Origin of the sequence: Stenotrophomonas sp. CCNWLW57 (assembly GCF_037203925.1) — a bacterium.
Taxonomy (GTDB): domain Bacteria; phylum Pseudomonadota; class Gammaproteobacteria; order Xanthomonadales; family Xanthomonadaceae; genus Stenotrophomonas; species Stenotrophomonas rhizophila_A.
Window position 1 is genome coordinate 24,896 of record NZ_JBBCBJ010000002.1, and the last position, 24,938, is coordinate 49,833.

General features: G+C 66.6%; 26 protein-coding genes. 12 read left to right on the forward strand and 14 right to left on the reverse strand.

Translation table 11 applies throughout. The annotated features are described in order from the left end of the window. Positions 1-384: 384 nt before the first annotated feature. The gene (gene pstS, locus V9K91_RS04695; RefSeq protein ID WP_068850591.1) at positions 385-1,404 is read right to left on the reverse strand and encodes a phosphate ABC transporter substrate-binding protein PstS; all 1,020 of its coding nucleotides are present in this window, start codon (positions 1,402-1,404) and stop codon (positions 385-387) included. A gap of 381 nt (positions 1,405-1,785) precedes the next feature. On the opposite strand from pstS, the gene V9K91_RS04700 reads away from it, so the two are divergent. Genes V9K91_RS04700 through V9K91_RS04710 form a run of 3 tightly spaced genes read left to right on the forward strand, consistent with a single transcriptional unit; the run spans position 1,786 to position 3,502 of the window. After that, positions 1,786-1,884: a pantocin A family RiPP gene (locus V9K91_RS04700; RefSeq protein ID WP_095363989.1), complete on the forward strand. Its 99-nt coding sequence runs from the start codon at positions 1,786-1,788 to the stop codon at positions 1,882-1,884. A 41-nt stretch (positions 1,885-1,925) separates the two neighbouring features. After that, positions 1,926-2,597 (forward strand): hypothetical protein, encoded by a 672-nt coding sequence (locus tag V9K91_RS04705; protein WP_336443692.1) that lies wholly within the window; start codon positions 1,926-1,928, stop codon positions 2,595-2,597. Further along, positions 2,594-3,502 (forward strand): DMT family transporter, encoded by a 909-nt coding sequence (locus tag V9K91_RS04710; protein ID WP_336443693.1) that lies wholly within the window; start codon positions 2,594-2,596, stop codon positions 3,500-3,502. The genes V9K91_RS04705 and V9K91_RS04710 overlap by 4 nt, the downstream gene beginning before the upstream one ends. A 120-nt stretch (positions 3,503-3,622) precedes the next feature. On the opposite strand, the gene V9K91_RS04715 is transcribed toward V9K91_RS04710, so the two are convergent. The 3 genes from V9K91_RS04715 to V9K91_RS04725 form a co-directional block, all read right to left on the reverse strand. Beyond that, positions 3,623-4,834 (reverse strand): OprO/OprP family phosphate-selective porin, encoded by a 1,212-nt coding sequence (locus V9K91_RS04715; RefSeq protein ID WP_176472668.1) that lies wholly within the window; start codon positions 4,832-4,834, stop codon positions 3,623-3,625. Positions 4,835-5,015: 181 nt separating this feature from the next. Further along, positions 5,016-5,651, reverse strand: a complete 636-nt coding sequence (gene nth, locus V9K91_RS04720; RefSeq protein WP_217537375.1) for an endonuclease III — start codon at positions 5,649-5,651, stop codon at positions 5,016-5,018. Between the two features lie 38 nt (positions 5,652-5,689). After that, positions 5,690-6,061, reverse strand: a complete 372-nt coding sequence (locus V9K91_RS04725; RefSeq protein WP_320459204.1) for a hypothetical protein — start codon at positions 6,059-6,061, stop codon at positions 5,690-5,692. Between the two features lie 236 nt (positions 6,062-6,297). Between V9K91_RS04725 and V9K91_RS04730 the strand changes: the two genes are divergently transcribed. From V9K91_RS04730 to V9K91_RS04740, 3 genes are all read left to right on the forward strand, one after another. Further along, positions 6,298-6,999, forward strand: coding sequence for an FKBP-type peptidyl-prolyl cis-trans isomerase N-terminal domain-containing protein (locus V9K91_RS04730; protein WP_068850599.1), 702 nt, complete (start codon positions 6,298-6,300; stop codon positions 6,997-6,999). Between the two features lie 161 nt (positions 7,000-7,160). Next, complete coding sequence (locus V9K91_RS04735) at positions 7,161-7,943, forward strand: CoA pyrophosphatase (RefSeq protein WP_093533909.1); 783 nt, start codon at positions 7,161-7,163, stop codon at positions 7,941-7,943. Beyond that, complete coding sequence (locus tag V9K91_RS04740) at positions 7,943-8,848, forward strand: sulfurtransferase (RefSeq protein ID WP_336443694.1); 906 nt, start codon at positions 7,943-7,945, stop codon at positions 8,846-8,848. The genes V9K91_RS04735 and V9K91_RS04740 overlap by 1 nt, the downstream gene beginning before the upstream one ends. Positions 8,849-8,961: 113 nt before the next feature. Here the strand turns inward: V9K91_RS04740 and V9K91_RS04745 are convergent, their stop codons facing one another. After that, a complete protein-coding gene (locus tag V9K91_RS04745) occupies positions 8,962-9,531 on the reverse strand; it encodes an N-acetylmuramoyl-L-alanine amidase (protein WP_336443695.1) in 570 nt (189 codons plus the stop codon). A 57-nt stretch (positions 9,532-9,588) separates the two neighbouring features. Here V9K91_RS04745 and V9K91_RS04750 point away from each other — a divergent pair, with 57 nt between their 5' ends. Continuing rightward, positions 9,589-10,116 (forward strand): hypothetical protein, encoded by a 528-nt coding sequence (locus V9K91_RS04750; protein ID WP_093533903.1) that lies wholly within the window; start codon positions 9,589-9,591, stop codon positions 10,114-10,116. 178 nt (positions 10,117-10,294) lie between these two features. Next, the gene (rlmKL, locus tag V9K91_RS04755; protein WP_068854612.1) at positions 10,295-12,439 is read left to right on the forward strand and encodes a bifunctional 23S rRNA (guanine(2069)-N(7))-methyltransferase RlmK/23S rRNA (guanine(2445)-N(2))-methyltransferase RlmL; all 2,145 of its coding nucleotides are present in this window, start codon (positions 10,295-10,297) and stop codon (positions 12,437-12,439) included. 75 nt (positions 12,440-12,514) lie between these two features. Here rlmKL and V9K91_RS04760 read toward each other — a convergent pair whose 3' ends face one another. The 3 genes from V9K91_RS04760 to V9K91_RS04770 are packed head-to-tail and all read right to left on the reverse strand — an operon-like array spanning position 12,515 to position 14,747. Beyond that, complete coding sequence (locus V9K91_RS04760) at positions 12,515-12,844, reverse strand: DUF3325 domain-containing protein (RefSeq protein ID WP_068850608.1); 330 nt, start codon at positions 12,842-12,844, stop codon at positions 12,515-12,517. Beyond that, positions 12,841-14,475, reverse strand: coding sequence for a PepSY-associated TM helix domain-containing protein (locus V9K91_RS04765; protein WP_336443696.1), 1,635 nt, complete (start codon positions 14,473-14,475; stop codon positions 12,841-12,843). Before V9K91_RS04765 ends, V9K91_RS04760 begins: the two co-directional genes overlap by 4 nt. After that, positions 14,472-14,747, reverse strand: a complete 276-nt coding sequence (locus tag V9K91_RS04770; RefSeq protein WP_099047442.1) for a DUF3649 domain-containing protein — start codon at positions 14,745-14,747, stop codon at positions 14,472-14,474. Before V9K91_RS04770 ends, V9K91_RS04765 begins: the two co-directional genes overlap by 4 nt. 121 nt (positions 14,748-14,868) lie before the next feature. Here V9K91_RS04770 and V9K91_RS04775 point away from each other — a divergent pair, with 121 nt between their 5' ends. Beyond that, positions 14,869-15,078, forward strand: coding sequence for a hypothetical protein (locus V9K91_RS04775; protein WP_157771705.1), 210 nt, complete (start codon positions 14,869-14,871; stop codon positions 15,076-15,078). Continuing rightward, positions 15,075-16,304, forward strand: a complete 1,230-nt coding sequence (locus tag V9K91_RS04780) for an aminotransferase class V-fold PLP-dependent enzyme (RefSeq protein WP_336443697.1) — start codon at positions 15,075-15,077, stop codon at positions 16,302-16,304. The genes V9K91_RS04775 and V9K91_RS04780 overlap by 4 nt, the downstream gene beginning before the upstream one ends. 24 nt (positions 16,305-16,328) lie before the next feature. On the opposite strand, the gene V9K91_RS04785 is transcribed toward V9K91_RS04780, so the two are convergent. From V9K91_RS04785 to V9K91_RS04800, 4 genes are all read right to left on the reverse strand, one after another. Then, entirely contained in the window at positions 16,329-16,727 is a 399-nt protein-coding gene (locus tag V9K91_RS04785) for a hypothetical protein (protein ID WP_336443698.1), read from the reverse strand. A gap of 142 nt (positions 16,728-16,869) precedes the next feature. Then, positions 16,870-18,162: a DUF445 family protein gene (locus tag V9K91_RS04790; protein ID WP_336443699.1), complete on the reverse strand. Its 1,293-nt coding sequence runs from the start codon at positions 18,160-18,162 to the stop codon at positions 16,870-16,872. Positions 18,163-18,292: 130 nt separating this feature from the next. Continuing rightward, positions 18,293-19,171, reverse strand: a complete 879-nt coding sequence (locus tag V9K91_RS04795) for a plasmid replication/partition related protein (protein ID WP_095364000.1) — start codon at positions 19,169-19,171, stop codon at positions 18,293-18,295. A gap of 52 nt (positions 19,172-19,223) precedes the next feature. After that, entirely contained in the window at positions 19,224-20,576 is a 1,353-nt protein-coding gene (locus V9K91_RS04800; RefSeq protein WP_336443700.1) for an aspartate aminotransferase family protein, read from the reverse strand. A 233-nt stretch (positions 20,577-20,809) separates the two neighbouring features. On the opposite strand from V9K91_RS04800, the gene V9K91_RS04805 reads away from it, so the two are divergent. Then, complete coding sequence (locus tag V9K91_RS04805) at positions 20,810-22,105, forward strand: MFS transporter (RefSeq protein ID WP_068850622.1); 1,296 nt, start codon at positions 20,810-20,812, stop codon at positions 22,103-22,105. Here the strand turns inward: V9K91_RS04805 and V9K91_RS04810 are convergent. Together V9K91_RS04810 and V9K91_RS04815 are read right to left on the reverse strand one after the other, a co-directional pair. Then, positions 22,086-22,547, reverse strand: a complete 462-nt coding sequence (locus tag V9K91_RS04810) for a bacteriohemerythrin (protein WP_068850625.1) — start codon at positions 22,545-22,547, stop codon at positions 22,086-22,088. The genes V9K91_RS04805 and V9K91_RS04810 overlap by 20 nt on opposite strands. 69 nt (positions 22,548-22,616) lie before the next feature. Beyond that, positions 22,617-23,957: a diguanylate cyclase gene (locus V9K91_RS04815; RefSeq protein WP_184124209.1), complete on the reverse strand. Its 1,341-nt coding sequence runs from the start codon at positions 23,955-23,957 to the stop codon at positions 22,617-22,619. Positions 23,958-24,249: 292 nt separating this feature from the next. On the opposite strand from V9K91_RS04815, the gene V9K91_RS04820 reads away from it, so the two are divergent. After that, complete coding sequence (locus tag V9K91_RS04820) at positions 24,250-24,912, forward strand: DUF6338 family protein (RefSeq protein WP_184124202.1); 663 nt, start codon at positions 24,250-24,252, stop codon at positions 24,910-24,912. Positions 24,913-24,938 lie beyond the last annotated feature (26 nt).

The following is a 24,938-nucleotide window of genomic DNA, read 5'->3' on the forward strand; positions in this document are numbered from 1 at the left end:
GGCATACCCTTTCCGGCGAATGTCCCCCGGCGTCGGCCTGCGGCCGACACCTCCTCCTTTAATTCGCCTCCAAGGGTATGCCGCCCCGGCACTCGATCCACCGGCGTTGCACCTGGCTCCGGCTTTGCCTGCGCGTGCCGGAAGCCTTGCCCCGTTGCGGCCGGTAGGTCCCTGGCAAATTAAAGGAGGAGGGGGCGGCCGCAGGCCGACGCCGGGGGACATTTGCACAGGGGCCTGCCGGTCGCGGCGGGGCCCTCAACGCTCGCGGCAGATGAAAAAAAGCGCGGATCTTGCGATCCGCGCCGGTGGTGCCGCCAGGGGGAGAGAGAGCCTGGCGACACCGTTGCCTGGTAGGTCACGACCTTTGGCCGTGACCCCCTAAAATCAATATTTCAGGTTCTGCGACCAGTAGGTCTCGATCTGCTTGACCAGGGCGTCCGGCAGCGGCACGTAGTCCAGCTGCTTGGCCTGGGCATCGCCACTCTTGTAGATCCAGCGGAAGAACTCCTGGGTCGCCTTGGCGCTGTTGACGTTCTTGGGCTGCTTGCGGACCAGGATGAAGTTGGTGGCGGTGATCGGCCACGCTTCGGCGCCCGGGGCGTTGGTCATGACCAGGTAGAAGTCCTTGGCGTTGGCCCAGTCGGCGCTGGCGGCAGCGGCGGCGAACGACTCGTCGCTCGGCAGCACGACCTTGCCCGACGCGTTCTTCATCGCGGCGTAGGACATCTTGTTCTGCAGCGCGTAGGACAGTTCGACGTAGCCGATGCCACCCTTGATCTGCTTCACGTACGCGGCAACGCCTTCATTGCCCTTGCCGCCGATGCCGACCGGCCACTGGACCGAGGTGCCTTCGCCGACCTTGGACTTCCACTCCGGGTTGACCTTGGAGAGGTAGTTGACGAAGTTGAAGGTGGTGCCCGAGCCGTCCGAGCGATGCACGACGGTGATCTTGCCGTCGGGCAGCTTCACGCCCGGGTTGAGGGCGGCGATGGCCGGGTCGTTCCAGGTCTTGACCTTGCCCAGGAAGATGTTGGCCAGGGTCACGCCATCGAGCTTCAGCGCACCCGGGGCGATGCCGGCCACGTTGATCACCGGCACCACGCCGCCAATCACCGACGGGAACTGGGCCAGGCCGGCCGCGGCCAGATCTTCCGGCTTCAACGGGGCATCGGACGAACCGAAGTCCACCGTGGCCGCCTTGATCTGGGCGATACCACCACCCGAGCCGATGGACTGGTAGTTGACCTTCTTGCCAGTCGCGGTGCTGTAGTCGGCCGACCACTTGGACATGACCGGATAGATGAACGATGCGCCCGCGCCGGTCACATCGGCGGCATTGGCGGCGAACACGGAGGACGCGGCGAGGACGGCAACAGCGGCGCGCGACTTGAAGGCGTGGATCACGGGGTGGCTCCTGGGATGGATGGTGGTGCGGGGTTTCCCGCCCGGTGCCTATTGCATAACGGTTCAATGACAGCGCGACGTCTGTCATATGACGGCATCGTGACACCCTCCAATCTCGGAGATTCCACTGGCGCGGAGCGCGGACACCGTCACGATCGCGTCGTCCGCGACAGACAGCGGTCTTCGGCGCAATCGGTGCAACTCACCGATTCCTGCGCCAGCGCAACCTTGCAGCATGACGGCAGTCACTTTGAAAGTGCATTCGCCTTCACATGTTCTGACATTCCATTGCAATAAGTGACGTCGGTCCTTGAGTCGAAGTGGTCAGGCCCTCCACCTTCGGGCGGCACCACTTCCGGTGCATGTGAAAAGGAGCTGCAAATGTTGGAGATCACGTTCGTCGATCTGGAAGAGCGCATCTCGGCCATCAGCGAGGAAGACGCGATGTACAAGTCCGGCGAGAGCATCCAGCTCTCGTGACACCGGAAGGGCAGGGCGCAGGTCCCGGGAGGAGGTGGTGTTTGATCGGATATGAGGTACTTCGCGAGCGCTTCCAGCTCGATGGATACGTTCATTTCGATCTGCGCGCCTTTGTGCCATCCATCGCTGATGTGGTTGAGCGCGTTGCCAGCATCGGGGAGGATCGGTGGTCATTTATCGTGAAGAATCGTGATGGTGAGCACGATCTGTGTTCGTCGGACAAAGTCGAAGCGAGCAGGCAGCACGCCATCGCTGATCGCGACCGTGAGCTTGGCAGATTCGCGTTTTCGTTCCGATGGATGCCGGACTCGCGTGAGAACGCCGATGTGGAAGCGCTACAGGCGATGAAACAGTTGATGGCCTCAAGGCCGGTGCTCGAGTTGCTGGGAAAGGTCACTGGCCGCGTACCTCTGACCGTATCCCAGTTCTACCTGAGTTGGTTCGAGCATGGCCATTTCCTTGGCACTCACTGCGATCCGGGCCAGAGCTTCGGCGTCGCGCTCAGTCTGACGAAGGAGTGGGACCCCAACCACGGAGGGCTGACCGTAGTGCTTCCTGACGGGGAGAAGGAACCTGCTGCCTGTCTGGTGCCGGCACTCTTCACGTTGTTGGTATTTGATACCGGCGCACGCCGCATCCCGCATTTCGTCTCCGCGGTTACCGCTCCTGCGCGTCGTAGACGAATCACTGCGGTGGCCAGGTACCGCGCATGAAGTGGTCTGATCACGCACCAGGCGTGGATCTCCGGGCCGCGACCGCCGCTGTGTGCGTGGTCCTGGTCTGGAGTACCAGCTTCTCTTTTGCGAGGGACGCAGTTCAACAGATGGGCCCTTGGACGTTTCGTTTTTACAGTACCTTGGCGGGCTTCATGACAGTGCTGCCCTTTGTCCGACGGAGCTGGATGGAGGTCCTGCAGCTGCAGGCGGCGACGAGACAGCGCGTGCTCTGGGCAGTGACGATCAATGGAACCATGGTCTCCAGCCTCAACATCCTCGCGCTCGCCTACTATCCAGCTACCACCGTGCTTACGTTGATGTACACGATGCCCGCCTTTGCCGGCGCGATGGAGGCGGTGCGCCTGGGGCGGTGGTCTTGGGGGGGCGTGCTGGCGACGGGGGCGGCGTTGAGCGGAGTCCTTCTATATGTCGGCGGTGCGCCAGCGGGCGGCGCCTTGTTGATTGTTCTGAATGCAGCCCTTTGGGCAGTAGGCACCCTGTTGCCGGCGCGTACGGGGCAGCCTTGCCGGCCCTCGACGCTGGTCACCGTGCAGATGCTCATCGCATTCCTCTGTTCCATTCCGCTGCTTGCTCTGGGCGGCGGGCAGGGAGAGTCATTGCCACCTTGGCAGGGGCGTGGGAATGTCCTGGCCCTTCTCTATGTCGGCGTGCTCAACGGGCCGGTGGTCTTCGGGCTGTGGTATGTCGCGATACAGGGGCTGGGTCCAGTACGCGCGGCGAGCTTTACGTTGGGTGTTCCGGTAGTCGGCGCCTTGGCTGCCGTGCTCGCCTTTGGCGAGACCCTCGACTGGTGGCAGGCGGCGGGAATCGGTCTGGTCGTATTGGGGATGGCACTCCGATTGAGGGGCGTGGCGGCGCCTGCCAATGGAGCCACCCGGTGACGGTGGACAGTGCCTGTTACTTCTGCAACTGCGCTGCAACGCCGGGTAACCGGTGACCCAAAACGAAGAAAGGGGCGCAGCCCAAGCTGCGCCCCATCAATGCTGCGTCTTGCCTGTTGCTTACCAGAAGAACTGCAGGCGCGCTTCCAGGATGTTCGGGTCGTCGTTCACGAAAGTGCGCGTGGCGGAGCTGTACTTCTTGCTGTCCACCATCACGTAGTTCAGCGCGAACTTGGTGTTGGAGCGCCAGTAGTAGTTCACGCCGACGGTCCAGATATCCATCTTGCCGCCCAGCACGCCGTCCACGATCGGCGGACGACCGGCAACCGGGTTGGCGTTCAGATGGCCATCATCCAGGTTCATCGAATCATAGCGCGCGCCCAGCTGCCACATGCCACGGCCCGGTTCGTCCGGCAGGCCGGTGGTCGGCACGCCGCTCTTGTAGCCCCAGGTCTCGCCGGTGATGTTCCACAGCCCGCTGACATAGAAGCCGTCGCTGGTGTAGTTGTCGCGCGTCATGCGCTTGGCTTCGCTGGTGTAGTACTCGGCCTGGGCCTTGAACGGGCCGCCGATGTACATGGCTTCGGCACCGATGGTCTTGACGCGGTCGGTGTCGGTCAGGTTGCCGCTGTCGACCAGGCGTGCGGTGGCCAGGTCGGCGTTCGGACGGGCGCGCACGCGCAGGGTGTCGGCGTCGGTGTCGTAGTCGACATAGCTCAGGCCGAAGTGCAGGACCTGGCCTTTGTCGTTGATCGGCGCCCAGGTGCCACGTGCGCCGTAGCCGCTGCCGTGGGCCAGGTTACGGGTCAGCTCACGGCCGAAGGCGCTGGCGGTGACCGACCAGTTGTTGTCGCCGAAGCTGTAGGCGCCACCGAGGCGGCGGGCCACGGCGTAGGTGTTGGTGACCGCAGCCTTGGAGATGAAGTCGTTGTTCTTGGTGCTGGACAGCTCTTCCAGGCTGTTGGGCTGCTTGAACTGGCCCAGCTGCACGAAGTGGTTGGCGTTGCCGGCCAGCTTGTACTTGACGTTGGTGTCCAGGAACTTGTCGGCCTTGGCGTCGTAGCCGACCACCCATTCCACGTTGCCCGGGCCCTTGCCCTTCAGCACCAGCTCGGCGCGACGCAGTTCGAATTCGCTGTCCTTGCCGTTGGCGGCATCGCCACCGTTGAGATCGGTCACATCGTTGTCGAACCAGTTGCCGTCGGCCTGGACCAGGCCTTCGAACGTGATCTCCGAGCCGCCGATCACGTCGATGGCCACTTCAGCGTGGGCGGCCGGCACGAACAGCGCAGCAGCCACGGCCGCAGTGAGGAGTTGGCGATGCAGTTTCATGGAAAGGAGCCTTGCAGGCAGGTGGGAAGATGCTGCGCAGGCTAATAAGTGAAGATTGCGTAAATATGACAGTTTCAGACAACGCAGCCCCAGGCCCGGGCACGGCGGCTGCTGGGGTTGCTCAAACTGCCCGAATCAGATGACTGCCCGGTTGCGCCCAGATGGCAGTCGCCGCCGTCGCTCAGGCGGCGGTTTTCTGCTTGAAGCGGCACAGGTCACGGATCACACACTGCGGGCAGTCCGGCTTGCGCGCCTTGCACACATAGCGGCCATGCAGGATCAGCCAGTGGTGGGCGTCGAGCAGGAACTCGGCCGGTATCACCTTGACCAGCAGGTCCTCGACCGCGCGCACGTCCTTGCCGGGTGCCAGCCCGGTACGGTTGGCGACCCGGAAGATGTGGGTATCCACCGCCATCACCGGCTCGCCGAATGCGGTGTTGAGCACCACGTTGGCGGTCTTGCGCCCGACCCCGGGCAGGGCTTCCAGCGCGGCGCGGTCACGCGGCACGTCACCGCCATGCTGGTCGATCAACAGGCGGCAGGTGGCGATGACATTCTTTGCCTTGGCGTTGAACAGGCCGATGGTGGCGATGTACTTCTTCAGCCCGTCCTCGCCCAGCGCCAGGATCGCCTGCGGCGTGTTGGCCACCGGGAACAGTTTGCGCGTGGCCTTGTTGACGCCCACATCGGTGGCCTGCGCGGAAAGCGCCACGGCGACCAGCAGTTCGAACGGTGAGCTGTACTCCAGTTCGGTCTTCGGATGCGGATTGAGTTCGCGCAGGCGGGTGAACATTTCAACGACGTCGGCCTTGGGCATGCGCGCGCTGCGCGGAGCGGCCTTTGCAACAGGGGTCATCAGGAAGGCTTTCCAGCAGCCCTGGCTTTGGCGCGCGCAAGAATCGCGGCAGCCGCAGGCGGCAGGGCGGGCTTCAGATCGGGAGTGGGGGCCGGCGGCGCGCGTCGCGCATCGCGTTCGGCCGCGCGGCGTGCAAGCCGCTGCGCGCGCTGGCGGTAACGGTCACGCGCGGCCCAGGCGCGCTGCAGCTGCTGCTGGGCCTGCAGCAGGCGGGCGGGCAGGTCCGGGTGGCCGGGCAGCAGGGCGTCGTCGCCAGGGCCGGGCACGTAGTCCATCAGGCCGGCGTCCAGCGCGGCATCCAGGTCATCCGCCAGCACCAGCTGCAGCAGGCGCGCCGGCGCCGGCCCGGCGGCGTCACCTCCCTGAACCATGGGGCGGTTGACCCCGGGCGCTGGGATGGCACCATCGTCGGCAACGGTCAGGGGCGCGTCGGCCACGGCAGAAACTCCTGGTAGAACGTTAAAAAAAAGTGATTTTGAACTCTGGAAACGAAAGCAGGTCATAGCCTTCGTCGTTAGTGGCGGTTCAACGTTGCGGCGGCTATCCTAACCCGTCGCCTCAGGGCGGCCCAATGCGTCCTGAGTTACCACCCCTGGAGAAACGTTTGATGAAGTTGCGTTCTATCGCGGTCGCCGTCGCGGCCCTGGCCCTGACGGGCAATGCCTTCGCCCAGGACACTTCGTCCGAAAAGGGCAAGCTGAGCTATTACTTCGGTTACGACTACGGCAACAACCTGGCTGAGCTCACCGGTCGCGGCGAACAGCTGGACATCAATTCGGTGGTGAAGGGCCTGCAGGATGCCTACGCCAAGAAGCAGCCGGCAATCACCGCCGATCAGCTGAAGCCGGCCGTCGAAGCCTTCCAGAAGCGTGAGCAGGGTCGTGCCGCTGCCGCCAAGGCCGAGTACGAAAAGGCTGCCGCCGAAAACAAGACCAAGAGCACTGCCTTCCTGACCGCCAACAAGGCCAAGGCCGGCGTGCAGGCGCTGCCGAGCGGTGTGCAGTACCGCGTGATCGAAGCCGGCAAGGGCGCCAAGCCGACCCAGGCCAGCACCGTGCAGCTGGAAGTCGCCGGCCCGTACCCGTTCGGCACCCGTCCGACCGAAGCCCGCCCGGCGCAGCAGATCCCGTCGATCAAGGTCAGCGAAGTCGAAATGAAGGCCATGCGCGAAGTACTGCTGCAGATGCCGGCCGGTTCGAAGTGGGAAGTCACCCTGCCGCCGGAACAGGCCTACGGTGCCGACCCGCGTACCCCGTTCCCGCCGAACGTCGCCGTGCAGTTTGAAATCAAGCTGGTCAGCGTCAAATAAGAACGGCTGAAAACAACAAAACGCGTCGATGGCAACATCGGCGCGTTTTTTGTTTTCAACACACTCGTAGCGCCGACCGTTGGTCGGCTCCCGCAGTGTTGGAACCGCGCCATTCGCGTTACTGTTGCCCGGTGCACTTTCCGGAAACCCCCGCCCATGCCATGCCGAGCCCCTGCATCGGAACCTGCGCGCTTGATCGTGCCGGCCTGTGCGGCGGCTGCCTGCGCAACGTGGATGAAATCACCCGCTGGTCGACGATGACCCGACACGAACAAGAACATGTGATGCGGCAGGTGCTGCCGTTGCGTGAACAGCTGCGGCAGTCGCTGGGCGGCTCGCTGGCCGACCACGAGCGCCTGTTGCGCGCGCTGCACCCGCTCGATGCACCCCCTGGCGGCGATGGCTGGAACCGCAGTGAACTGGCCGACCTGCTGCCGCCCGGCCCGCCGGTGGAAGCGGCGGTGCTGGCCGGGATCATTCCGCGCGCCAGCGGCGCGCAGGTGCTGCTGACCCGGCGCACCGATACGCTGCGCCAGCATGGCGGCCAGGTCGGCTTCCCGGGCGGCCGCCAGGAGCCGGACGACCGCGATGCGGTGGCCGCCGCGATCCGCGAAAGCAACGAAGAAATCGCGCTGCCGCACGACCAGGTGCAGGTGCTGGGCTACCTGGATCCGTTCGTGACCATTACCGGGTACCGGGTGATGCCGGTGGTGGCGGTGATCGACCCGGGTTTCGTGGCGGTGCCACAGCCGGATGAAGTGGCCGAAGTGTTCGAGGTGCCGTTCGATTACCTGATGGACCCGGCCAACCTGCACCAGGTCGAGATCGACCACCGCGGCCGCATTCGCCACGTGCTGGAATACGGCTGGCCGGGCCAGCGCATCTGGGGCGCCACCGCCGCCATCCTCTACAACCTGCGTCGCCGCCTGGAGCAACTGGAATGATGACCGCGAACCCGACCCCGTGGACCACCCTTGTCGATGTGGCGACGCTGTCCAGCGCGCTTTCGCAGGGGGATACGCGCCTGCTGGATGCGCGCGCCACCGCCAGTGCGGCGCCGCGCGTGCTGGATGCGCGTTTTTCGCTGGCCGATCCGCAGTCCGGCGCGCGCGATTATGCCGCCGGGCATCTGCCGGGCGCCCTGCGCGCAGACGTCAACCGCGACCTGGCGGACATGAGCGTGGTCGGCCACGGCCGCCACCCGTTGCCGGACAGCGATGCGTTCGCCGCCACGCTGGGGCGTTGGGGAATCGGTCCGCATACCCAGGTCGTGGTCTACGACGGCGGCGACGGCAGCATGGCGGCGGCGCGCGCGTGGTGGCTGCTGCGCTTGATCGGACATACGCAGGTGGCGGTGCTCGATGGTGGCCTCGCGGCGTGGCAGGCGGCCGGTCTGCCGTTGACCACGGACGTGCCCGAGGTGCTGCCGTTGCCGGCCTATCCGGGGCGTTTCGATACCCGCCAGGTGGCATCGGTGGACGAGATCGCCGCGCGCTTGAAGCATGCGCCGGGCTGGCTGCTGGATGCGCGTGCCGGTGAACGGTTCCGGGGTGAGGTGGAGCCGCTGGATCCGGTGGCGGGGCATGTACCCGGGGCGGTGAACCGTCCGTTCGGATTGAATGTGGCCGACGGCCGCCTGCGACCGGCTGCCGAGCTGCACGCCGCGCTGCGGCCGCTGATTGGCACGCATGATCCGCAGCAGGTGGTGTTGATGTGCGGGTCGGGCGTGACCGCCTGCCATCTGCTGTTGGCGATGGAAGTGGCCGGGCTGCACGGCGCGCGGGTCTATGCCGATTCGTGGAGCGGGTGGGTCAGCGATTCAAGCCGACCGGTCGCGACCGGCACCTGATCGGCCGCCACCCAAGGCGTCATCGGATGGCGCGGGTAGAGCGGACTGTCAGTCCGCTGCTCTTCGCGTAGACCGCAGGCTGCACGCCAACGGCAGCGGACTGACAGTCCGCTCTACCCCCCCAGCGGACTCAGCGTCACCGCCGCCAGCACCCGCGGCCACGGGAACAACGGGCCCGGGTCGCGCTTGCGCAGCACGCGCCGGTCCGGGTCGTCGCTGGCTACTTCGTCCCGGGTGTCCAGCGCCTCGTGTCCGGCGATGTGGTGCAGGCCGGGCAGGGTGTCGCACAGGTGCTGCAACAGGTCGATCAAGGCCGCGATCTGGGCCTCCGGATAGGGTTCGTCCATCGCCTGGTGGCGGGAATCCAGCCAGTGCGGGTAGCGGCCGGTGTTGACCAGTTCGATGCCGATCGAACGCGGGTTGTAACCGCTGACATGGTGGGCGATGCGCTCGACCGGGACGTATTGGACGATGCTGCCGTCGCGGTCGATGTAGAAGTGCCCGCTGTTGCCGCTGCCGCTGTCGTACAGCACGCGCTCGCCGTAGCTGCGCGCCATGGCCAGGTCGGGCAGTTCGGTGCAGTGGATCACCACCAGATTGATGTCATCCGGCGCGCGCTCGCCCAGCTGCGCCACGTAGGGCAGCGGCTGCGAATCGATGCGGGGCGGGGCGCGGTCGGGCATGCGCCGATGCTAGCATTCGGGCATGAGCGCTTACATCGATTTCCACGCGGTGGCTGCATGAGCCGCGGCCACTGCATTCTTTCCCACGGCTTTGAAAGCGGCCCGGACGCCACCAAGGTAACCGCCCTGGCCGAGGTTGCCGAGCGGCTGGGCTGGACCCACGAACGGCCCGATTACACCGACCTGGATGCCCTGCGCGAGGTCAGCAGCGTGGGGGATGTCCGTGCCCGCCTGCAGCGCCTGGTCGAGCGCGCCAGCGCCGCCGCCGCGCAAGGCCCGGTCGTGCTGGCGGGTTCCTCGCTGGGTGCCTACATCTCGGCCATCGCCTCGCTGCAGGTCCCGACCCGGGGTCTGTTCCTCATGGTGCCGCCGACCCGGATGGGGCCGATGCCGGCGCTGGATGCCGCCCGCGTGCCCACCAGCGTGGTCCACGCCTGGCACGATGAGCTGATCCCGGCCGCCGATGTGATCGCCTGGGCCCAGGCGCGCTCGGCGCGGCTGCTGCTGGTGGATGACGGGCACCGCCTGAACAACCACGTGGATGCCTCGGCGCAGGCGTTCGAGGCGCTGCTCCGGAGCCTCTGAAGCGTACCCACCCAAGGCGGCCTCCAACCGCATGGCCACAAGCGGTTCGCATGGGTCGCAGGGCGTCCCCGGGGCGATTCCGGCCCGGTCACGTACAATGGACGGTCCGGCGCCTGCGCCCGGGCCGCCCGCGGTGCCCGTGGGCACCTCCTTCCTGCTGACCTGCGATACCGAACCCGTGAAATTCTTTGTTTCCTGCGCCAAGGGCCTGGAGTACCTGCTCGCCGACGAACTGCTGGCGCTGGGCCTGCCCAGGGCCACTGCCACCATTTCCGGCGTCAATGCCGAGGGCGAGCTGCCGCAGGCACTGAAGGTGGTGTTGTGGTCGCGCCTGGCCAGCCGGGTGCTGTGGCCGCTGGCCGAGTTCGACTGCCCGGACGAGGGATCGCTGTACCAGGGCGTCTCGTCGATGCCGTGGGAGCAGCACATCAGCCCCGAGCTGACCCTGTCGGTGGATGCCCATGTGTCGGGGACCGAAATCACCCACGCGCGTTTTGCCGCGCAGCGGGTCAAGGACGGCGTGGTAGACAGCCTGCGCGCGCAGGGCCTGGAGCGGCCGTCGGTGAACACCGAGTTCCCGGACGTGCGCATCAACCTGTCGCTGCGCAAGGGCCGCGCCTCGATCTCGATCGACCTCGGCGGCGGCCCGATGCACCGGCGCGGCTGGCGCATGGCGCAGAACGAGGCCCCGCTGAAGGAAAACCTGGCGGCCGCCGTACTGATGCGCGCCAACTGGCCGAAGATCCATGCCGAAGGCGGCGGCCTGCTGGACCCGATGTGCGGCAGCGGCACGCTGCTGATCGAAGGCGCGCTGATGGCTGCCGACGTGGCCCCGGGCCTGCAGCGCCACGGCAGCATTCCGCCGAGCCGCTGGCTGGGCTTCGACCGCGAGGCCTGGAACGCCCTGATGGCCGATGCGCGCACCCGCGAGCAGGCCGGGCGCGCCGCGCTCAAGCAGGTCATCCACGGCAGCGACATCGACCCGCATGCGATCCGCGCGGCCAAGGAAAACGCGGAGACCGCCGGTGTCGCCGAGGCGATCTGGTTCGGCGTGCGCGACGTGGCCGACGTGCAGGTTCCGCCGCAGGAAACCGGCTGCGTGGTGTGCAACCCGCCGTATGACGAACGCCTGGCCGCCGATGCGGTGCTGTACCGCCGCCTGGGCGACGCGCTCAAGCGCGCCGTGCCGCAGTGGCGGGCCAGCCTGTTGTGCGGCAGCGCCGAACTTGCGTTCGCCACCGGGCTGCGCGCGAACAAGAAGTACCAGCTGTTCAACGGCGCCATCGAGTGCGCGTTGATCGTATGCGATCCCATCGCCGTACCGCAGCGCGAGAACGCGGGCCAGCCGCGCGAGCTCAGCGAAGGCGCGCAGATGGTGGCCAACCGGCTGCGCAAGAACATCCGCAGGTTCAAGACCTGGAAGGCGCGCGAGCAGGTCACCTGCTACCGCGTGTATGACGCCGACCTGCCCGAGTACGCCGCCGCGATCGACGTGTACGAAGAAGACGGTGGCGCTGGCCGCACCTTCCTGCACGTGCAGGAATACGCCGCGCCGGCCACCATTCCCGACGTGGACGTGCGCCGCCGCCGCAATGAGCTGCTATCGGCCGCGCGCGAGGTGTTCCAGGTGCCGGCCGAGCAGGTGGCGCTGAAGTCGCGCGAGCGCGGAAAGGGCGGCAGCAAGTATGGCCGCTTCGAACAGCGCGGCGAATTCGTGCTGGTGCGCGAAAACGATGCGCTGCTGCGCGTGAACCTGTTCGACTACCTGGACACCGGCCTGTTCCTGGACCACCGCCCGCTGCGCTGGCACATGGCCAAGGAAGCGCAGGGCAAGCGCTTCCTCAACCTGTTCTGCTACACCGGCGTGGCCAGCGTGCAGGCAGCGGTGGCCGGTGCGGCCTCCACCACCAGCGTGGACCTGTCCGGTACCTACCTGCAGTGGTGCGCCGACAACCTGGCCCTGAACGGCAAGGGCGGCAGCCAGCACCAGCTGATCCAGGCCGATGCACTGGCCTGGCTGGAAGCCGAGCGGCATCGGTTCGATGTGATCTTCTGCGATCCGCCGACCTTCTCCAACTCCGCCCGCGCCGAGGATTTCGACGTGCAGCGCGAGCATGTGCGGCTGCTGCGAGCGGCCGTGGCGCGGTTGAGCCCGGAAGGCGTGCTGTACTTCTCGAACAACTTCCGCCGCTTCAAGCTGGACGAGGAAGCGATCAAGGAATTCGCCGAGTGCCGCGAGATCTCGGCCGACACCATCGGCGACGATTTCGAGCGCAACCCGCGCATCCACCGCGCGTGGGAGTTGAGGCGTTACGGGGCGTGATGTAGAGCCGACTGTCAGTCGGTTTGCACTTGAGTTCCCGTTGCCACTGGAAGAGCAGCCGACTGACAGTCGGCTCTACAGCGCGGCGGCGCCCAGGCCCAGCACCGGCAACGCCCACGCCAATGGTGCAATCCAGCGCGGTCGCCAGGGATACAGGCCGAAGGCGATCAGCAGGCCGCTGATCGTCATCGCGCCCAGCCACAGCACCGGGCCGGCGGCCCAGCCGTGGTCGGCCACGCAGATGCCGAACGCGGTCGCCAGCAATGCCCAGCCCAGCCATCGCCACAGCCGCATGCGCGCGGGGCCTGCGTGCGCCTTGCCGTGCAGGTCGAGCTGGTGCTTTTCCATCGCCAGCGACAGTGCGGTGAACGCAGAAAAGTTCAATGTGAGCGCCAGCAGCATCATGCGCTGGCCTCGGCGTTCTTCGCGGTGGCGGCAAGGGCAGCGGCCTGGCGCCGCTTCTTCCCGGCCGCGCTCAGCGCAGGCTGCCAACGCTGCATGCGCAGGCCGCAGTACCCCAGCATCGCGCCGAAGGCGAGCATCACCAGGTCGAACCCGGCCAGCGCCCAGTCGCCGGTGCGCAGGGTTACGCCCAGATGTGCATCGGTGGTGAGCACATTGATCACGGGGATCAGGGCGAACAAGGCCGCGCCCAGGTACAGCTGCCAGGCCCACATCAACCGCTTGGGCCAGAGGAAGGCCGCCAGCAGGGCGGCGCCCCAGGCATAGAAGAACACGCTGGCTTCTGCGTCGGCGCGTTCCGCCATTTCCAGCGGCAGCAACCGGTTACCCCAGAAGTACGCGGCAAACGCGATCGGCAGGCCGGCCACGGCGCCGATGTTGAGCGCATCCACCAGCCGCAGGCCGAAACCGATCCTGCCGGCCTTGGCGTGCTTGGGGCGCTCCTTGACCGCCCACAGCACTACGCCGCTGGCCACCATCAGGCAACCCACCAGGCCGGACAGGAAGAACAGGGCGCGCAGGCCCCAGTCCGCGAAGCGGGCCAGGTGCAGGCCGTACATCACGCCGCGGGTGTGGGTGGCGCCGCCGGGCACCGGGCTGGTCTCGATCAGCGCGCCGCTGACCGCGTGGTAGCGCAGCGATGGTGTGTCGATCGACAGCCGCTTGCCATCGCGCTGGTAGATGTCGATCACCGCATTGGCCGCGCCCGGGTGGAACACGGTGAAGCCGCTGACCTGCGCGCCCTTCCATTCGGCACGCGCGCTGTCGAGCAGCTGCTGGATCGGCAGCGGCGCCGCGCGGCCTTCGGCGGCGTCGGCCGGATCGGCCAGGCGTGCGAAGGCCTCGCTGAAGAACGCGTCTTCATCCTTGGGATAAGCCACGCTTACGCCCTGCGGCAGGTACATGAACATCAGCGTGACTATGCCGGTGTAGGTGATCATCGCATGGTAGGGCAGGGCCATCACCGCGCTGACGTTGTGGAAGTCCAGCCACGAACGCAGGCCCTTCTCCGGCCGGAAGGTGAAGAAGTCCTTGAAGATCTTCTTGTGCGTGATCACGCCGGTGATGATCGCCACCAGCATGAACATCGCGCAGAAACCCACCAGGTAGCGCGCCCACAGCACCGGGATATAGTGCAGGTCGAAATGCAGGCGGTAGAAGAAATCGCCGCCCCGGGTTTCGCGCGCGGCCACTTCCTCGCCGCTGGCCGGGTCCACCGTGGCATCGCCGAAGCGGCCACCGCCGCGGCGGCGCTTTTCACCTTCGGCCGGTGGCTTCACCATCGATTCGGGGTTGCGCCAGAACATGCGCATGGCCGGGTTGCGCGGATCGGGCAGGGTCACGTTCCAGCTTTCGGCCTGCGGCGCCTTGTGCTGCAGGAAGGTCACCGCGCGCTCGGCGGCGACCTCGGTGGAGACGCTGCTGCGCGGCAGCTCCGGGCGCATCCAGCGGCTGATTTCTTCGCGGTAGTAGCTGGCGGTGCCGGCCATGAAGATGAGCAGCAGCAGCCAGCCCACCAGCAGCCCGGTCCAGGTGTGCAGCCAGGCCATGGACTGGCGGAATCCATTCTTCATGCACGTGCTCCCAGTGCGAGGGTGCCCAGCCAGAACAACGCGGTGGGCGCGGCGATGCCGATCCAGGCGCGCAGTGCGGTGCGGGTGGCGAATGCCCACAGCGCGGCGCAGGCGCACAGCACGATCGCCACCAGCATGCCGGTCAGCACCGCTTGGGCGCGGGCGATGGGCAGGGCTACGGCGAAGAACATCGCGCAGGTGGCGGCCAGCGCGTAGCCGCCGATGATCGCGGCCAGCGAACGCGACAGCACTCCCAGCCAGGGGCGGTCGATGAAACCGCCGAAACGGTTGAACCAGCTGGCATCAGGCGTGCTGTCCACGGGAACCTGCAATGTCGGGTCGAACAACGAACGTCACCGGCCGGGGCCGGTGACAGGGGGAGGGTGGCCATCCGTGGCCAAGCCGCCGCACAGGGCGGGGGTATCCCTGGAGAACGGTGTTGCCTCTGTCGCGCACGGCAGCGCCACCATCGGCGGCGCGCAGGACGGCATCGAGCAAGCATCCAGTTCGCTAATGATAGTCATTATCATTCGCTTCGGCAAGATTGATCGGCATTTCGCGCCACCCGTTCTTCGCGCGGCGGCTGCAATACTGGCCGCATGACCGACGCAGACCTGCACGCTCTCGACGCCTTGCCCGATCCCGCCGGGCGCGACCCTGACAGGCTGGCAGCCGATGAGGACTGGTGGTCCCAGGTAGCGGCGCTGTACGACCTCACCGACGAGGTGGTCATGCTCGACAACGGCTACTGGGGCGCGATGGCGCGGCCCGTGTTGCAGTCGTATCAGCGCGCCACCGCACGCGTGAACCGTGAGAATGCCTGGTTCGGGCGGCGGGAGTTCCCGGCGTTGTTGGAACACGCGCGGGCAACGCTGGCCGAAGCGCTGGGCGTGGGCACCGATGAGATCGTGCTGACACGGGGCGCGACGGAAGCGATGCAGGTACTGATTGCCGGCTATCGGCACCTGTCTCCGGGCGATACCGTGCTGTATGCGGACACCGACCACGAAAGCGCGATCGCCGCCGTGCAGTGGCTGCGCGAACGCAGGGGCGTGGACGTACAGCGCATCGTGCTGCCAGAGCCGTTCGACCATGACGGCATCGTGGACACCTACCGCCAGGCGCTGGCGCGCTACCCGCGCACCCGCCTGCTGCTGCTCACCCAGGTCGGCCATCGCAATGGCATGCTGCTGCCGGTGGCGGAGATCAGCGCACTGGCCCGCGCGGCCGGCGCGGACGTGGTGCTGGATGCGGCCCATGGCATCGGCCAGGTCGACACGCCGCTGCACGCGCTGGGCGCGGATTTCGTCGGCATCAACCTGCACAAGTGGATCGGCGCTCCGGTAGGCATGGGTGCGCTCTACGTGCGTCGCGGACGCGTTCAGGACCTGGATCCCTGCATGGGCGAGGCCGACACCGGCGATATCGACAGCCGCGTCCACACTGGTACGGTGAACTTCGCGGCGGTCATGGCCTTGCCGGCCGCGGTATCGCTGCACCAGCGGATCGGCGTGGCCAACAAGCGCGCGCGCCTGCTGCGCCTGCGCAACCAGTGGCTGGACGCGCTGCGCGAAGACGCCCGGATCCAGCTGCTGGCGTCACCGGACCCGCGTCTGTCCAGCGCCATCGCCGCCTTCCGCCTGCGCGGGCAGGTCAGCCTGGAGGCCAACGCCGCCACGGCCGAGCGCATGCTGCAACAGTCCGGGGTCTTCGTGGTGGCCCGCGAGGGATTGGCGTCCGGCGCCTGCGTACGCGTGACACCGGGCATCTTTACCGCCCCCGCGCAGATACAATCGCTGATCGACGCCGTTCGCGCAGTTGCTGGTTAGGCAGGTTTTCCTGCCGGTAGATGTTCAGCGCGAGCTGCAGGCCTTGGCGATGTCGGCGTCGATCCGCTCCGGTGCGGGGCGTCCGAACATCTCGCTGATCTCGCGGCGGGAACGCAGTTCTTCGCATTGCTCCGGATTGGCCGCGCCGTCGATCACGGTGCCGCGCACCGGGGGCACTCCACGGCCAGCGTCAGCCTGCATGCGGCGGCGGGCCTGGTGCAGGTCGCGCTGGGCGCGGGTGCGCTCTTCCCACGTGAGGTTGGGGTCTTTGACAATCGGGCGGGTCACGCCGGTGTCCTGCTCGGGCGGGCAGGGTACCGTCTGGTAGATGGTCTGGGCGCCGTTCGCGCATTTGTACACGCGCCCGGCGTGGGCATTGCAGGCCAGCGCGCACAGCGCCAACGTCATGATCGTCCTTCGCATGGTTCCCCCAGTGGGCCACTCCAGCCCTGAATGCGCGGCAGAATACGCGAACCACGTCTCAAAAACACCCGGGCAATCTGTCAACCGGGCCTGCCACAAACCGAAGTAGAGCCACGCCCTGCGTGGCTGCGCTGGGCAGTCCCTACCAATGCATCCACACGGTCAGGGCATGCAGCAACAGCCCGATCAACCCACCCACCAAGGTGCCGTTGAACCGGATGAACTGCAGGTCGCGTCCCACGCTCAGCTCCAGCTGCTCCACCAGGTGCCGCTCGTCCCAGCCCTTCACGGTCTGGGCGATATGGCTGGTCACGCCTTCGCGCAACCGGCTGGTCAGGCGCTCGGCGCCATCCATGAGGTGCTGGTTGAGCGCCTCGCGCAGTGAAGGGTCCTCCTGCAGCGCCTGGCCGATCTTGCCCAGGCTGCGCTGCAGGTGGCCGGCCAGCGCAGACGATTCGCTGGACAGATCGGCGCGCAGGCTGGCATGGATGCGCGCCCACAGGCCCTGGACGTACTCCTGCACCGCCGGGTGGTCGATCACCTGCTGCTTGAGCTGGTCGACCTTCTCCGCCAGTGCCGGGTCGTGGCGCAGGCGCTGTATGTAGTCGCCCAGCCACGCCTCGTAATCCTTGCGCAGCGGGTGTTCCGGCTCGGCCAGGATCTGCTGCAGTTCGGCCAGCACCGCGTGCGCCATGCGCTCGGCCAGGTTGTCGCCGATTTCATCAATGGGTTTGACCCAGTTCACCGTGCTGGCGAGCTTCGGCCATTCGCGCTGGATGTAGCGCACGATCAGTTCGGAAGCGCGCTGCCGCACGGCGTCGTTGTCCATCCACTGGCTGATCCGGGTCAGCCCTTCGTCCAGCACCCGCTGGTGGCGGTTGTCGGCAGTGAGCAGGCCCAGCAGCTCGCCGGCAGTGGCCGCCGCGTTCCACTGCCGCAGCTGCTCGACCACGAACGCCTGGATGCTGCGGCGAACCGCGGCTTCGTCGAGGAAATCCAGCGCCTGCAGGGCCCAGCCCCGCGCCATGTCGGCCAGCAGCCGCGACCGTGCGGGATCGGCCAGCCAGCTGCCAAGCCGGCTGGCGGGATCGAATACCTGCAGCCGGGCCAGCAGTGCCTGCGGTTCCATGAACTGGTCGCGCACGAACACCGCCAGGCTGTCGGCAATGCGCTCCTTGCTGCGCGGGATGATCGCCGTGTGCGGGATCGGCAGGCCCAGCGGGTGGCGGAACAAGGCCACCACCGCGAACCAGTCGGCCAGCGCGCCCACCGCAGCGGCTTCACAGAAGGCGGAAACCCACGCCCAGATACCGCGTTCGCCGTTGAGATGGCTGATGACGAAGCCGGCCAGCATGGCCAGCAGCATCGCCAGGGCAATGGCTTTGAGGCGGCGTAGCTGGGCGCGGCGGGGGTCGACCGAGGGCGTGCTGTTCATGCGGCAAGTGTATCGACCCGGATGCGAACGCCGCCTCGACAAGCATTCTGGAGGGCCGGCCAACGGCCGGCGCTACCATGGAACTCCCACATCGCTCGACGGTAGCGCCGGCCGTTGGCCGGCAGAACGGTTACGCCACGTCTCCGACCTGTCGGCGAAGCGCCGCCAACTGGGCACGCAGCGCATCGTTTTCGAGGGTGAGCGCGATCACCCGCTGGCGCAGCTCGGCCGGGCCTTCGCCCAGCGAGGTCAGCGCCTCGGCAATCTCGGCCTCACGGCTCGGATCGACCTCCAGCTCACCATCGGCGCTGTGCAGCACCTCCTGCACCGGCTTGCGCGGCTTGCGCTTGGCCTCGCGCACGCGCTTGGCGGCCTGTTTCAGCTCGTCCTTGCCGGCGGCCGCGGCCGCGCGCTGTTCCTCTTCCGGCAGCGCCGCTACGGCCGCCGCAGCGCTGATCGAGATCACCCCGCTCTTGACCGCTTCCACCAGTTCCGGCGCGGCCTGCTTGTGGATGCGTTCGATCATCGTCACCTGGCTGCTGCTCAGCCGGGCTTCGCGCGCCATGTCAGCGCGGCTTACCTTCGGCGCCGGCGCCCACGGCGGGCTGTCCTCATCGCCTTCGGGCGTGGCATCGGCGATCTCGCCGTCGCTTTCGCGCTGCAGCTGGGCCTGGTCGGCGCGGTGGCGCTCGGCCAGGATGTCCCGCTTGCGCAGGGCCAGCACGCCGCGCTGGAAGTCAGACACGCTGCGCCGGCCCAGGTGCTGTTCGATCATCCACAGGTGCACGTCGTCCATCGACTGGAAGCGGGTGTTCTGCACCGTCTGGAACGGCAGGCCGTGCTTCTGGCAGATGCCGTAGCGGTTGTGCCCATCCACCAATACATCGTTCCACAGCACCAGCGCGTCGCGGCAGCCTTCGGCCAGGATGCTGCGCTCCAGCGCCTCGTGTTCGTCGGCGGTGAGCGGATCGATGTAGGCCTTGAGTTCTTCTTTGACGACGATGTCCATGCAATCCGGTTGGCGAGCAGCTGTTGACCGCCCATTGTACCGGTCGCCGGCATCACGCCGTGGCGCGGATCATCTCGCCCAGCACGTCCACGATCCGGTCGATCTGCGCCCGGTCGATGATCAGCGGCGGCGACAGCGCGATCACGTCGCCGGTACAGCGCACCAGCAGCGCCCCGTCGCGGAAGCAGCGCTCGAACACCTCAAAGCCCCGGCTACCAGGCGCGCCCTTGCGCGGCGCCAGCTCGACCGCACCGATCAGCCCGAAATTGCGGATGTCCACCACGTTCGGCAGCCCGCGCAGGCTGTGCAGGCGGGTCTGCCAGTATTCGCCCAGCTCGATGGCACGGTCGAACAGGCCCTCGGCGGCGTATGTGTCCAGCGCCGCCAGCGCAGCAGCGCAGGCCAGCGGGTGGCCGGAATAGGTATAGCCGTGGAACAGCTCGATGGCCCCCGGCGGGCCCTGCATGTACGCGGCGTGGATGGCATCGGACACCATCACCGCGCCCATCGGCACCGCGCCGTTGGTCAGCCCCTTGGCCATCGTCAGCAGGTCCGGGGTGACCCCGAAGCGCTGCGCGGCAAAGGGGTTGCCGACCCGGCCGAAACCGGTGATGACCTCGTCGAACACCAGCAGGATGCCGTGCTGGTCGCAGATTTCGCGCAGGCGCTGCAGGTAGCCCGGCGCCGGCAGGATCACCCCGGCTGAACCGGCAATGGGCTCGACGAATACCGCCGCGATGGTGGAGGCATCATGCAGCGCGATCAGCCGTTCCAGGTCCTCGGCCAGTTCGGCGCCGTGGCGGGGCAGCCCGGGGGTGAAGGCGTTGCGTGACAGGTCCAGGGTGTGGCGAAGGAAGTCGCTGCCTGCCAGCAGAGGGCCGAAGCCTTTGCGGTTGTTGGGCAGGCCGCCGATCGAGAGCCCACCGAAACCGACCCCGTGATAGGCCTTCTCGCGTCCGATGAAACGGGTGCGCTTGCCTTCGCCGCGCAGCCAGTGGTAGCCGAGCACGATCTTCATCGCCGTATCCACCGCCTCGGAACCGGAGTTGGTGAAGAACGCATGGTTCAGCGGTCCGGGAGCGAGCGCGGCCAGGCGCTGCGCCAGCACGAATGGCAGCGGCGTGCCCATCTGGAAAGGCGGGGCGAAATCCAGCGTAGCCGCCTGCTGCTGGATGGCCTGCACGATCCGCGGCCGGGCGTGCCCGGCGTTGCAGCACCACAGTCCGGCGGCGCCATCAAGGATCGGGCGGTCGTCCACGTCGTGGTAGTACATGCCTTCGGCACGCACCAGCAGGCGCGGTGCGGCCTTGAACTGGCGGTTGGCGGTGAACGGCATCCACCAGGCGTCGAGGCTGGTGGGTGCGTGTTGGGACAGCGGGGATGGCGGTGTTTTGGTGGGGGGCATGGTGCTGGACCCGCGAATGTGGATGGTCTCGACTTTACTGCCTGGATAGTTGCTTCGTCGTGGACCGCCTGGTCCGGCCAACGGCCGGGAATACCGCTGGTTTCGTTCGGCACAGCCTGGTCCGGCCAACGGCCGGGGCTACCGCTGGTTTCGTTGTTTCGCGTGCAACCATCGCGACGGTGGGCGGCGGTCACGTGGCAGAATCGGGCAGCTGATCTTCCCGCACGTGAACGATGTCGACTCCTGCCGCTGCCAACGCCGCCAATTCGCCCCGCCGCATCCTGCTGGCCAGCCTGATCGGCACCACCATCGAGTTCTTCGACTTCTACATTTACGCCACGGCGGCGGTGCTGGTGTTCCCGCACCTGTTCTTCCCCGACAGCAGCGAGGGTGCCGCGCTGCTGCAGTCGCTGGCGACCTTCGCGGTGGCGTTCATCGCCCGGCCGGTCGGCTCGGCGGTATTCGGCCATTACGGCGACCGGATCGGGCGCAAGGCCACGCTGGTGGCTGCGCTGCTGACCATGGGCGTGTCGACCGTGGCGATCGGCCTGCTGCCCACTCACGCCAGCATCGGCATCCTGGCGCCGGCGCTGCTGGCACTGTGCCGGTTCGGCCAGGGCCTGGGCCTGGGCGGCGAGTGGGGTGGGGCGGTACTGCTGGCCACGGAGAACGCGCCACCGGGCAAGCGGGCCTGGTACGGCATGTTCCCGCAGCTGGGCGCGCCACTCGGGTTCCTGCTTTCGGCCGGCATCTTCCTGCTGCTGGGCCGCGCGATGAGCGATGCGGACTTCCTGCAGTGGGGCTGGCGCGTGCCGTTCCTGGCCAGCTCACTGCTGGTGGCGGTAGGCCTGTGGGTGCGCCTGAACATCCATGAGACCCCGCAGTTCCAGGCCGCACTGGACCGCAACGAACGCGTGCGCCTGCCGATGTGGACAGTGCTGCGCCACCACCCGCGCACCTTGGTGCTGGGCACGCTCGGGGCGTTCGCCACCTTCGTGCTGTTCTACCTGATGACGGTGTTCACCCTCGGCTATGGCACCACCGTGCTGCACTACAGCCGCGAGCAGTTCCTGCTGCTGCAGATGGTGGGCATCCTGTTCTTCGCCGCCGGTATTCCGCTGTCGGCGATGTACGGCGACCGCTGGGGCACCCGGCGCACGATGATCGTGGCCAGCGGCCTGATCCTCGGTTTCGGCGTATTGTTCGCGCCTTTGTTCCAGGCCGGCAGTCCGTGGCTGGTAGTGGGGTTCCTGGCCCTTGGCCTGTTCCTGATGGGCCTGACCTACGGGCCCTGCGGCACGTTCCTGGCCGAAATCTACCCGGTCCAGGTGCGCTATACCGGCGCCTCGCTGTCGTTCAACCTGGCCGGCATCCTCGGCGCGGCGCCGGCACCGTACGTGGCTACCTGGTTGGCCGGCCGTTTCGGTCTGGTCGCGGTGGGCTACTACCTGTGCCTGACTGCGGTGATCACCATCCTGGCGCTGCTGGCCATGGGCCGGCCAACCCGACTCAGCGGAAAATCCGCTTGAGGGTGCGACCCAGCCAGCTGCCCTGCTGGTGATCGCGGGCGAACTGGTTCAGGTGCTGCTTGACCGATTCGGCGTAGGCCTTGTCATCGCCCCGGATGTGGTTGAACAGCCAGCGCGACAGCATCGTGCGCAGTTCGTCGGTGATGTCCTCGCCGGCCTGGAAACGCAGCCGGTATTCGGACACGCGCTTGCCGAATATCTCGTGCACGCGCTTGTGCGCGGCGCAGAACGGGTAGCCGGCTTCTTCCATCAGCTCTTCCTCGAACGCGAAGTGCGACATGGTGTAGTCCACCAGTTCGTCGATCACCTCGGCCACGGCCACCTTGTGCAGGCTGGTCTGCGCCACGTGCAGGTGGTTGAGCATCTCCACGATCCGCATGTGCTGGTGGTCGATGACGTCGATGCCGATGTTCAGGTCGTCCTGCCAGACCAGAAGTGCCATGCTGCGTTCCCTGTGATGTTCGCTGGGAACGACTCTAGGCAGGGCGGGGCGCACCTGCGTTGATCTGGATCAAGGCGCCAGCGCGGGTTCCCGGGCGGCGGTGGCCTCGCGCGTGCTGCACACGCGGTTGCGGCCGCCGGCCTTGGCCAGATACAGCTGGCGGTCGGCTTCGGAAATCAGCCGGTGCAGCGAATCGTGCTGCGGGCGGATGCAGCACAAGCCGATGCTGACCGTCATCCGCAGCGTGGTGTGACCAAGATCCACTTCCAGCGCGGCGATACGCTGGCGCAGGATCTCGAAGTAGCCGATGGCTTCGTCTTCCTCCAGCCCCGGTACCAGCAGGCAGAACTCTTCGCCACCGAAGCGCGCGATCAGGTCCTGGTCGCGTGCGTGGTCGGCGACGGCCGCGGCCACCGCCCGCAATGCGTCGTCGCCGGCTTCATGGCCATGGGTGTCGTTGATGTGCTTGAAGTGATCGATATCGATCATCGCCACCGCCACCTGCTCACCCTGCACCTGCAGCTTCGGCAGTTGGCGCGTGCTCTGTTCCAGGAAGCAGCGGCGGTTGGGCAGGCCGGTGAGGAAATCGCGGGTGGCCAGGTCCTGCAGCGTACCGATCAGCTCCAGCTGGTCCACGTTCTGCGAGACGCGGCAGAAGAACTCCTCGCGCGAGAAGGGTTTGCGCAGGAAGTCATTGGCGCCGTTCTTCAGGAAGCGCGGAATCAGCGAGGGATCGGTATTGCCGGAAATGCCGATCACCGCCACCTTGTCGCGCGAGCGCAGGGTACGCAGCCGGCGGGTGAATTCCACGCCCTCCATGCCGGGCATTTCCTGGTCGACCACCGCCAGCCGGATCGCCGGGTGGGCCTCGATCGCCTTCAGGCCCTCGGCACCGTCGGCAGCCTCGTAGACGTCGTGGCCATACATGCGCAGCAGCGAGGCGGCGTACATGCGCGCGGACATCGAATCATCCACCACCAGCGCGGCGATGCGCCGGTTGCGGTCCAGGCGCTGCACCAGCCACACCAGGTAGTCGATGCTGCCGGGGGTGTTCTTGAGCACGTAATCGATGATCTGCTGCTGCAGTACGCGCTTGCGCAGGTCCTCGTCGTACACCCCGCTGACCACCACCGTACGCAGCCCGCGCGACAGGAAGTACTCCACCACCTTGTCGCGGTCGCCATCGGCCAGCACCAGCCCGGTCAGCACCAGGAACCAGCCCTGTTCCTCATCCAGCAGGCGCCCGGCCTCGGCGAGCGAGGTCGCCACCGACACCGGCAGCTCCAGCCGCTGCTCGATGGCTTCCTTGAGCATGCTGGTGAACGTGCGCGAGTTCTCCACCAGCAGGATCCGCTGGGGAAGGTCATCACCGGGGTCGCTGGGGAAGGCGCCCTGAAACAGTGCCGGCATGTTGCGTACGCTCGAATCCGAGAGGGTCGGAAGGTGTATCGGCGTCTTCACGCCGGACTTTAGGGTCAATCTTCTGATCTGTGACCGAAATGTCCGGATCCGGGGCTGCAGCGCCCGGATCCGGACGTCCCGGACCGTAGTGCCACGCCCTGCGTGGCAGCCCTCCCGACTCCGGCCGACCAACCCGTAGGGAGAATCAATCGCTACCCGACTGGAATGAGAGCTGATGCACGTACGGGCATGCTTCCGCCGCTTACGATTCCTCTGTGCTCGAAACTCTGGTCCGCAACGCATGGACAACCTCTACAAGGAAGTGACCCCGCTACTCACGTTCCTGCTGCCGGGCTTCCTGTCCGCATCGATCTTTTATGGGTTCACGTCTCATCCCAAACCCAGTCAGTTCGAAAGGACAGTTGAAGCGCTGGTCTTTACGTTCGTTGTTCATGCCGTCACTCGGATGATTGAGGCCGTGTTGGAAGCACTCGGCCGCGTCTGGTCCGCTGGAGAGTGGACATCGACAAGCCAGCTCACCTGCTCGGTGTTGATTGCGACAGCTCTGGGTGCGTTGATGGCAGCTGCCGTCAACAAAGATGCCGTTCATTCCTGGCTGAGGAAGAAAGGACTGACATCTCGCAGTTCGCATTCAAGCGAGTGGCATGGTGTCCTGGGTTCGAGCCTTTCCGACGTAGTGCTGCATCTGGTCGACGGGAGGCGACTCACGGGCTGGCCGAAGGAGTGGCCTCTGAATCCAGGACAGGGTCAGTTCTATATTCTGGATCCTGCGTGGATCGATAATGATGGAAATCCTGTGGATCTGATTGATCTGGAGGGCATAATCATTCAAGCGACCGATGTCAGGTGGGTCGAAGTAATAATGGTCGAAGGAGTTCGAGATGGCTGTTTTACGCAACGGTTCCAATCCACCACTGCCGCCATGGAGACGCGTGCGTTCTGACGGCGCGGATCAGCCGATTCGCAGCA

Excerpts from the sequence above, each read along its gene's own strand:
- V9K91_RS04765 (WP_336443696.1), bottom strand. The coding sequence starts at position 14,475 with ATGAAGAATGGATTCCGCCAGTCCATGGCCTGGCTGCACACCTGGACC.
- V9K91_RS04780 (WP_336443697.1), top strand. The coding sequence starts at position 15,075 with ATGACCGACGCAGACCTGCACGCTCTCGACGCCTTGCCCGATCCCGCC.
- V9K91_RS04725 (WP_320459204.1), bottom strand. The coding sequence starts at position 6,061 with ATGGTTCAGGGAGGTGACGCCGCCGGGCCGGCGCCGGCGCGCCTGCTG.
- V9K91_RS04745 (WP_336443695.1), bottom strand. The coding sequence starts at position 9,531 with ATGCCCGACCGCGCCCCGCCCCGCATCGATTCGCAGCCGCTGCCCTAC.
- V9K91_RS04795 (WP_095364000.1), bottom strand. The coding sequence starts at position 19,171 with ATGGACATCGTCGTCAAAGAAGAACTCAAGGCCTACATCGATCCGCTC.
- V9K91_RS04820 (WP_184124202.1), top strand. The coding sequence starts at position 24,250 with ATGGACAACCTCTACAAGGAAGTGACCCCGCTACTCACGTTCCTGCTG.
- V9K91_RS04710 (WP_336443693.1), top strand. The coding sequence starts at position 2,594 with ATGAAGTGGTCTGATCACGCACCAGGCGTGGATCTCCGGGCCGCGACC.
- V9K91_RS04810 (WP_068850625.1), bottom strand. The coding sequence starts at position 22,547 with ATGGCACTTCTGGTCTGGCAGGACGACCTGAACATCGGCATCGACGTC.
- V9K91_RS04805 (WP_068850622.1), top strand. The coding sequence starts at position 20,810 with ATGTCGACTCCTGCCGCTGCCAACGCCGCCAATTCGCCCCGCCGCATC.
- V9K91_RS04815 (WP_184124209.1), bottom strand. The coding sequence starts at position 23,957 with ATGCCGGCACTGTTTCAGGGCGCCTTCCCCAGCGACCCCGGTGATGAC.
- nth (WP_217537375.1), bottom strand. The coding sequence starts at position 5,651 with ATGCCCAAGGCCGACGTCGTTGAAATGTTCACCCGCCTGCGCGAACTC.
- V9K91_RS04785 (WP_336443698.1), bottom strand. The coding sequence starts at position 16,727 with ATGCGAAGGACGATCATGACGTTGGCGCTGTGCGCGCTGGCCTGCAAT.
- V9K91_RS04715 (WP_176472668.1), bottom strand. The coding sequence starts at position 4,834 with ATGAAACTGCATCGCCAACTCCTCACTGCGGCCGTGGCTGCTGCGCTG.
- V9K91_RS04800 (WP_336443700.1), bottom strand. The coding sequence starts at position 20,576 with ATGCCCCCCACCAAAACACCGCCATCCCCGCTGTCCCAACACGCACCC.
- V9K91_RS04750 (WP_093533903.1), top strand. The coding sequence starts at position 9,589 with ATGAGCCGCGGCCACTGCATTCTTTCCCACGGCTTTGAAAGCGGCCCG.
- V9K91_RS04790 (WP_336443699.1), bottom strand. The coding sequence starts at position 18,162 with ATGAACAGCACGCCCTCGGTCGACCCCCGCCGCGCCCAGCTACGCCGC.
- V9K91_RS04760 (WP_068850608.1), bottom strand. The coding sequence starts at position 12,844 with ATGATGCTGCTGGCGCTCACATTGAACTTTTCTGCGTTCACCGCACTG.
- V9K91_RS04735 (WP_093533909.1), top strand. The coding sequence starts at position 7,161 with ATGCCGAGCCCCTGCATCGGAACCTGCGCGCTTGATCGTGCCGGCCTG.
- V9K91_RS04730 (WP_068850599.1), top strand. The coding sequence starts at position 6,298 with ATGAAGTTGCGTTCTATCGCGGTCGCCGTCGCGGCCCTGGCCCTGACG.
- V9K91_RS04740 (WP_336443694.1), top strand. The coding sequence starts at position 7,943 with ATGACCGCGAACCCGACCCCGTGGACCACCCTTGTCGATGTGGCGACG.
- V9K91_RS04700 (WP_095363989.1), top strand. The coding sequence starts at position 1,786 with ATGTTGGAGATCACGTTCGTCGATCTGGAAGAGCGCATCTCGGCCATC.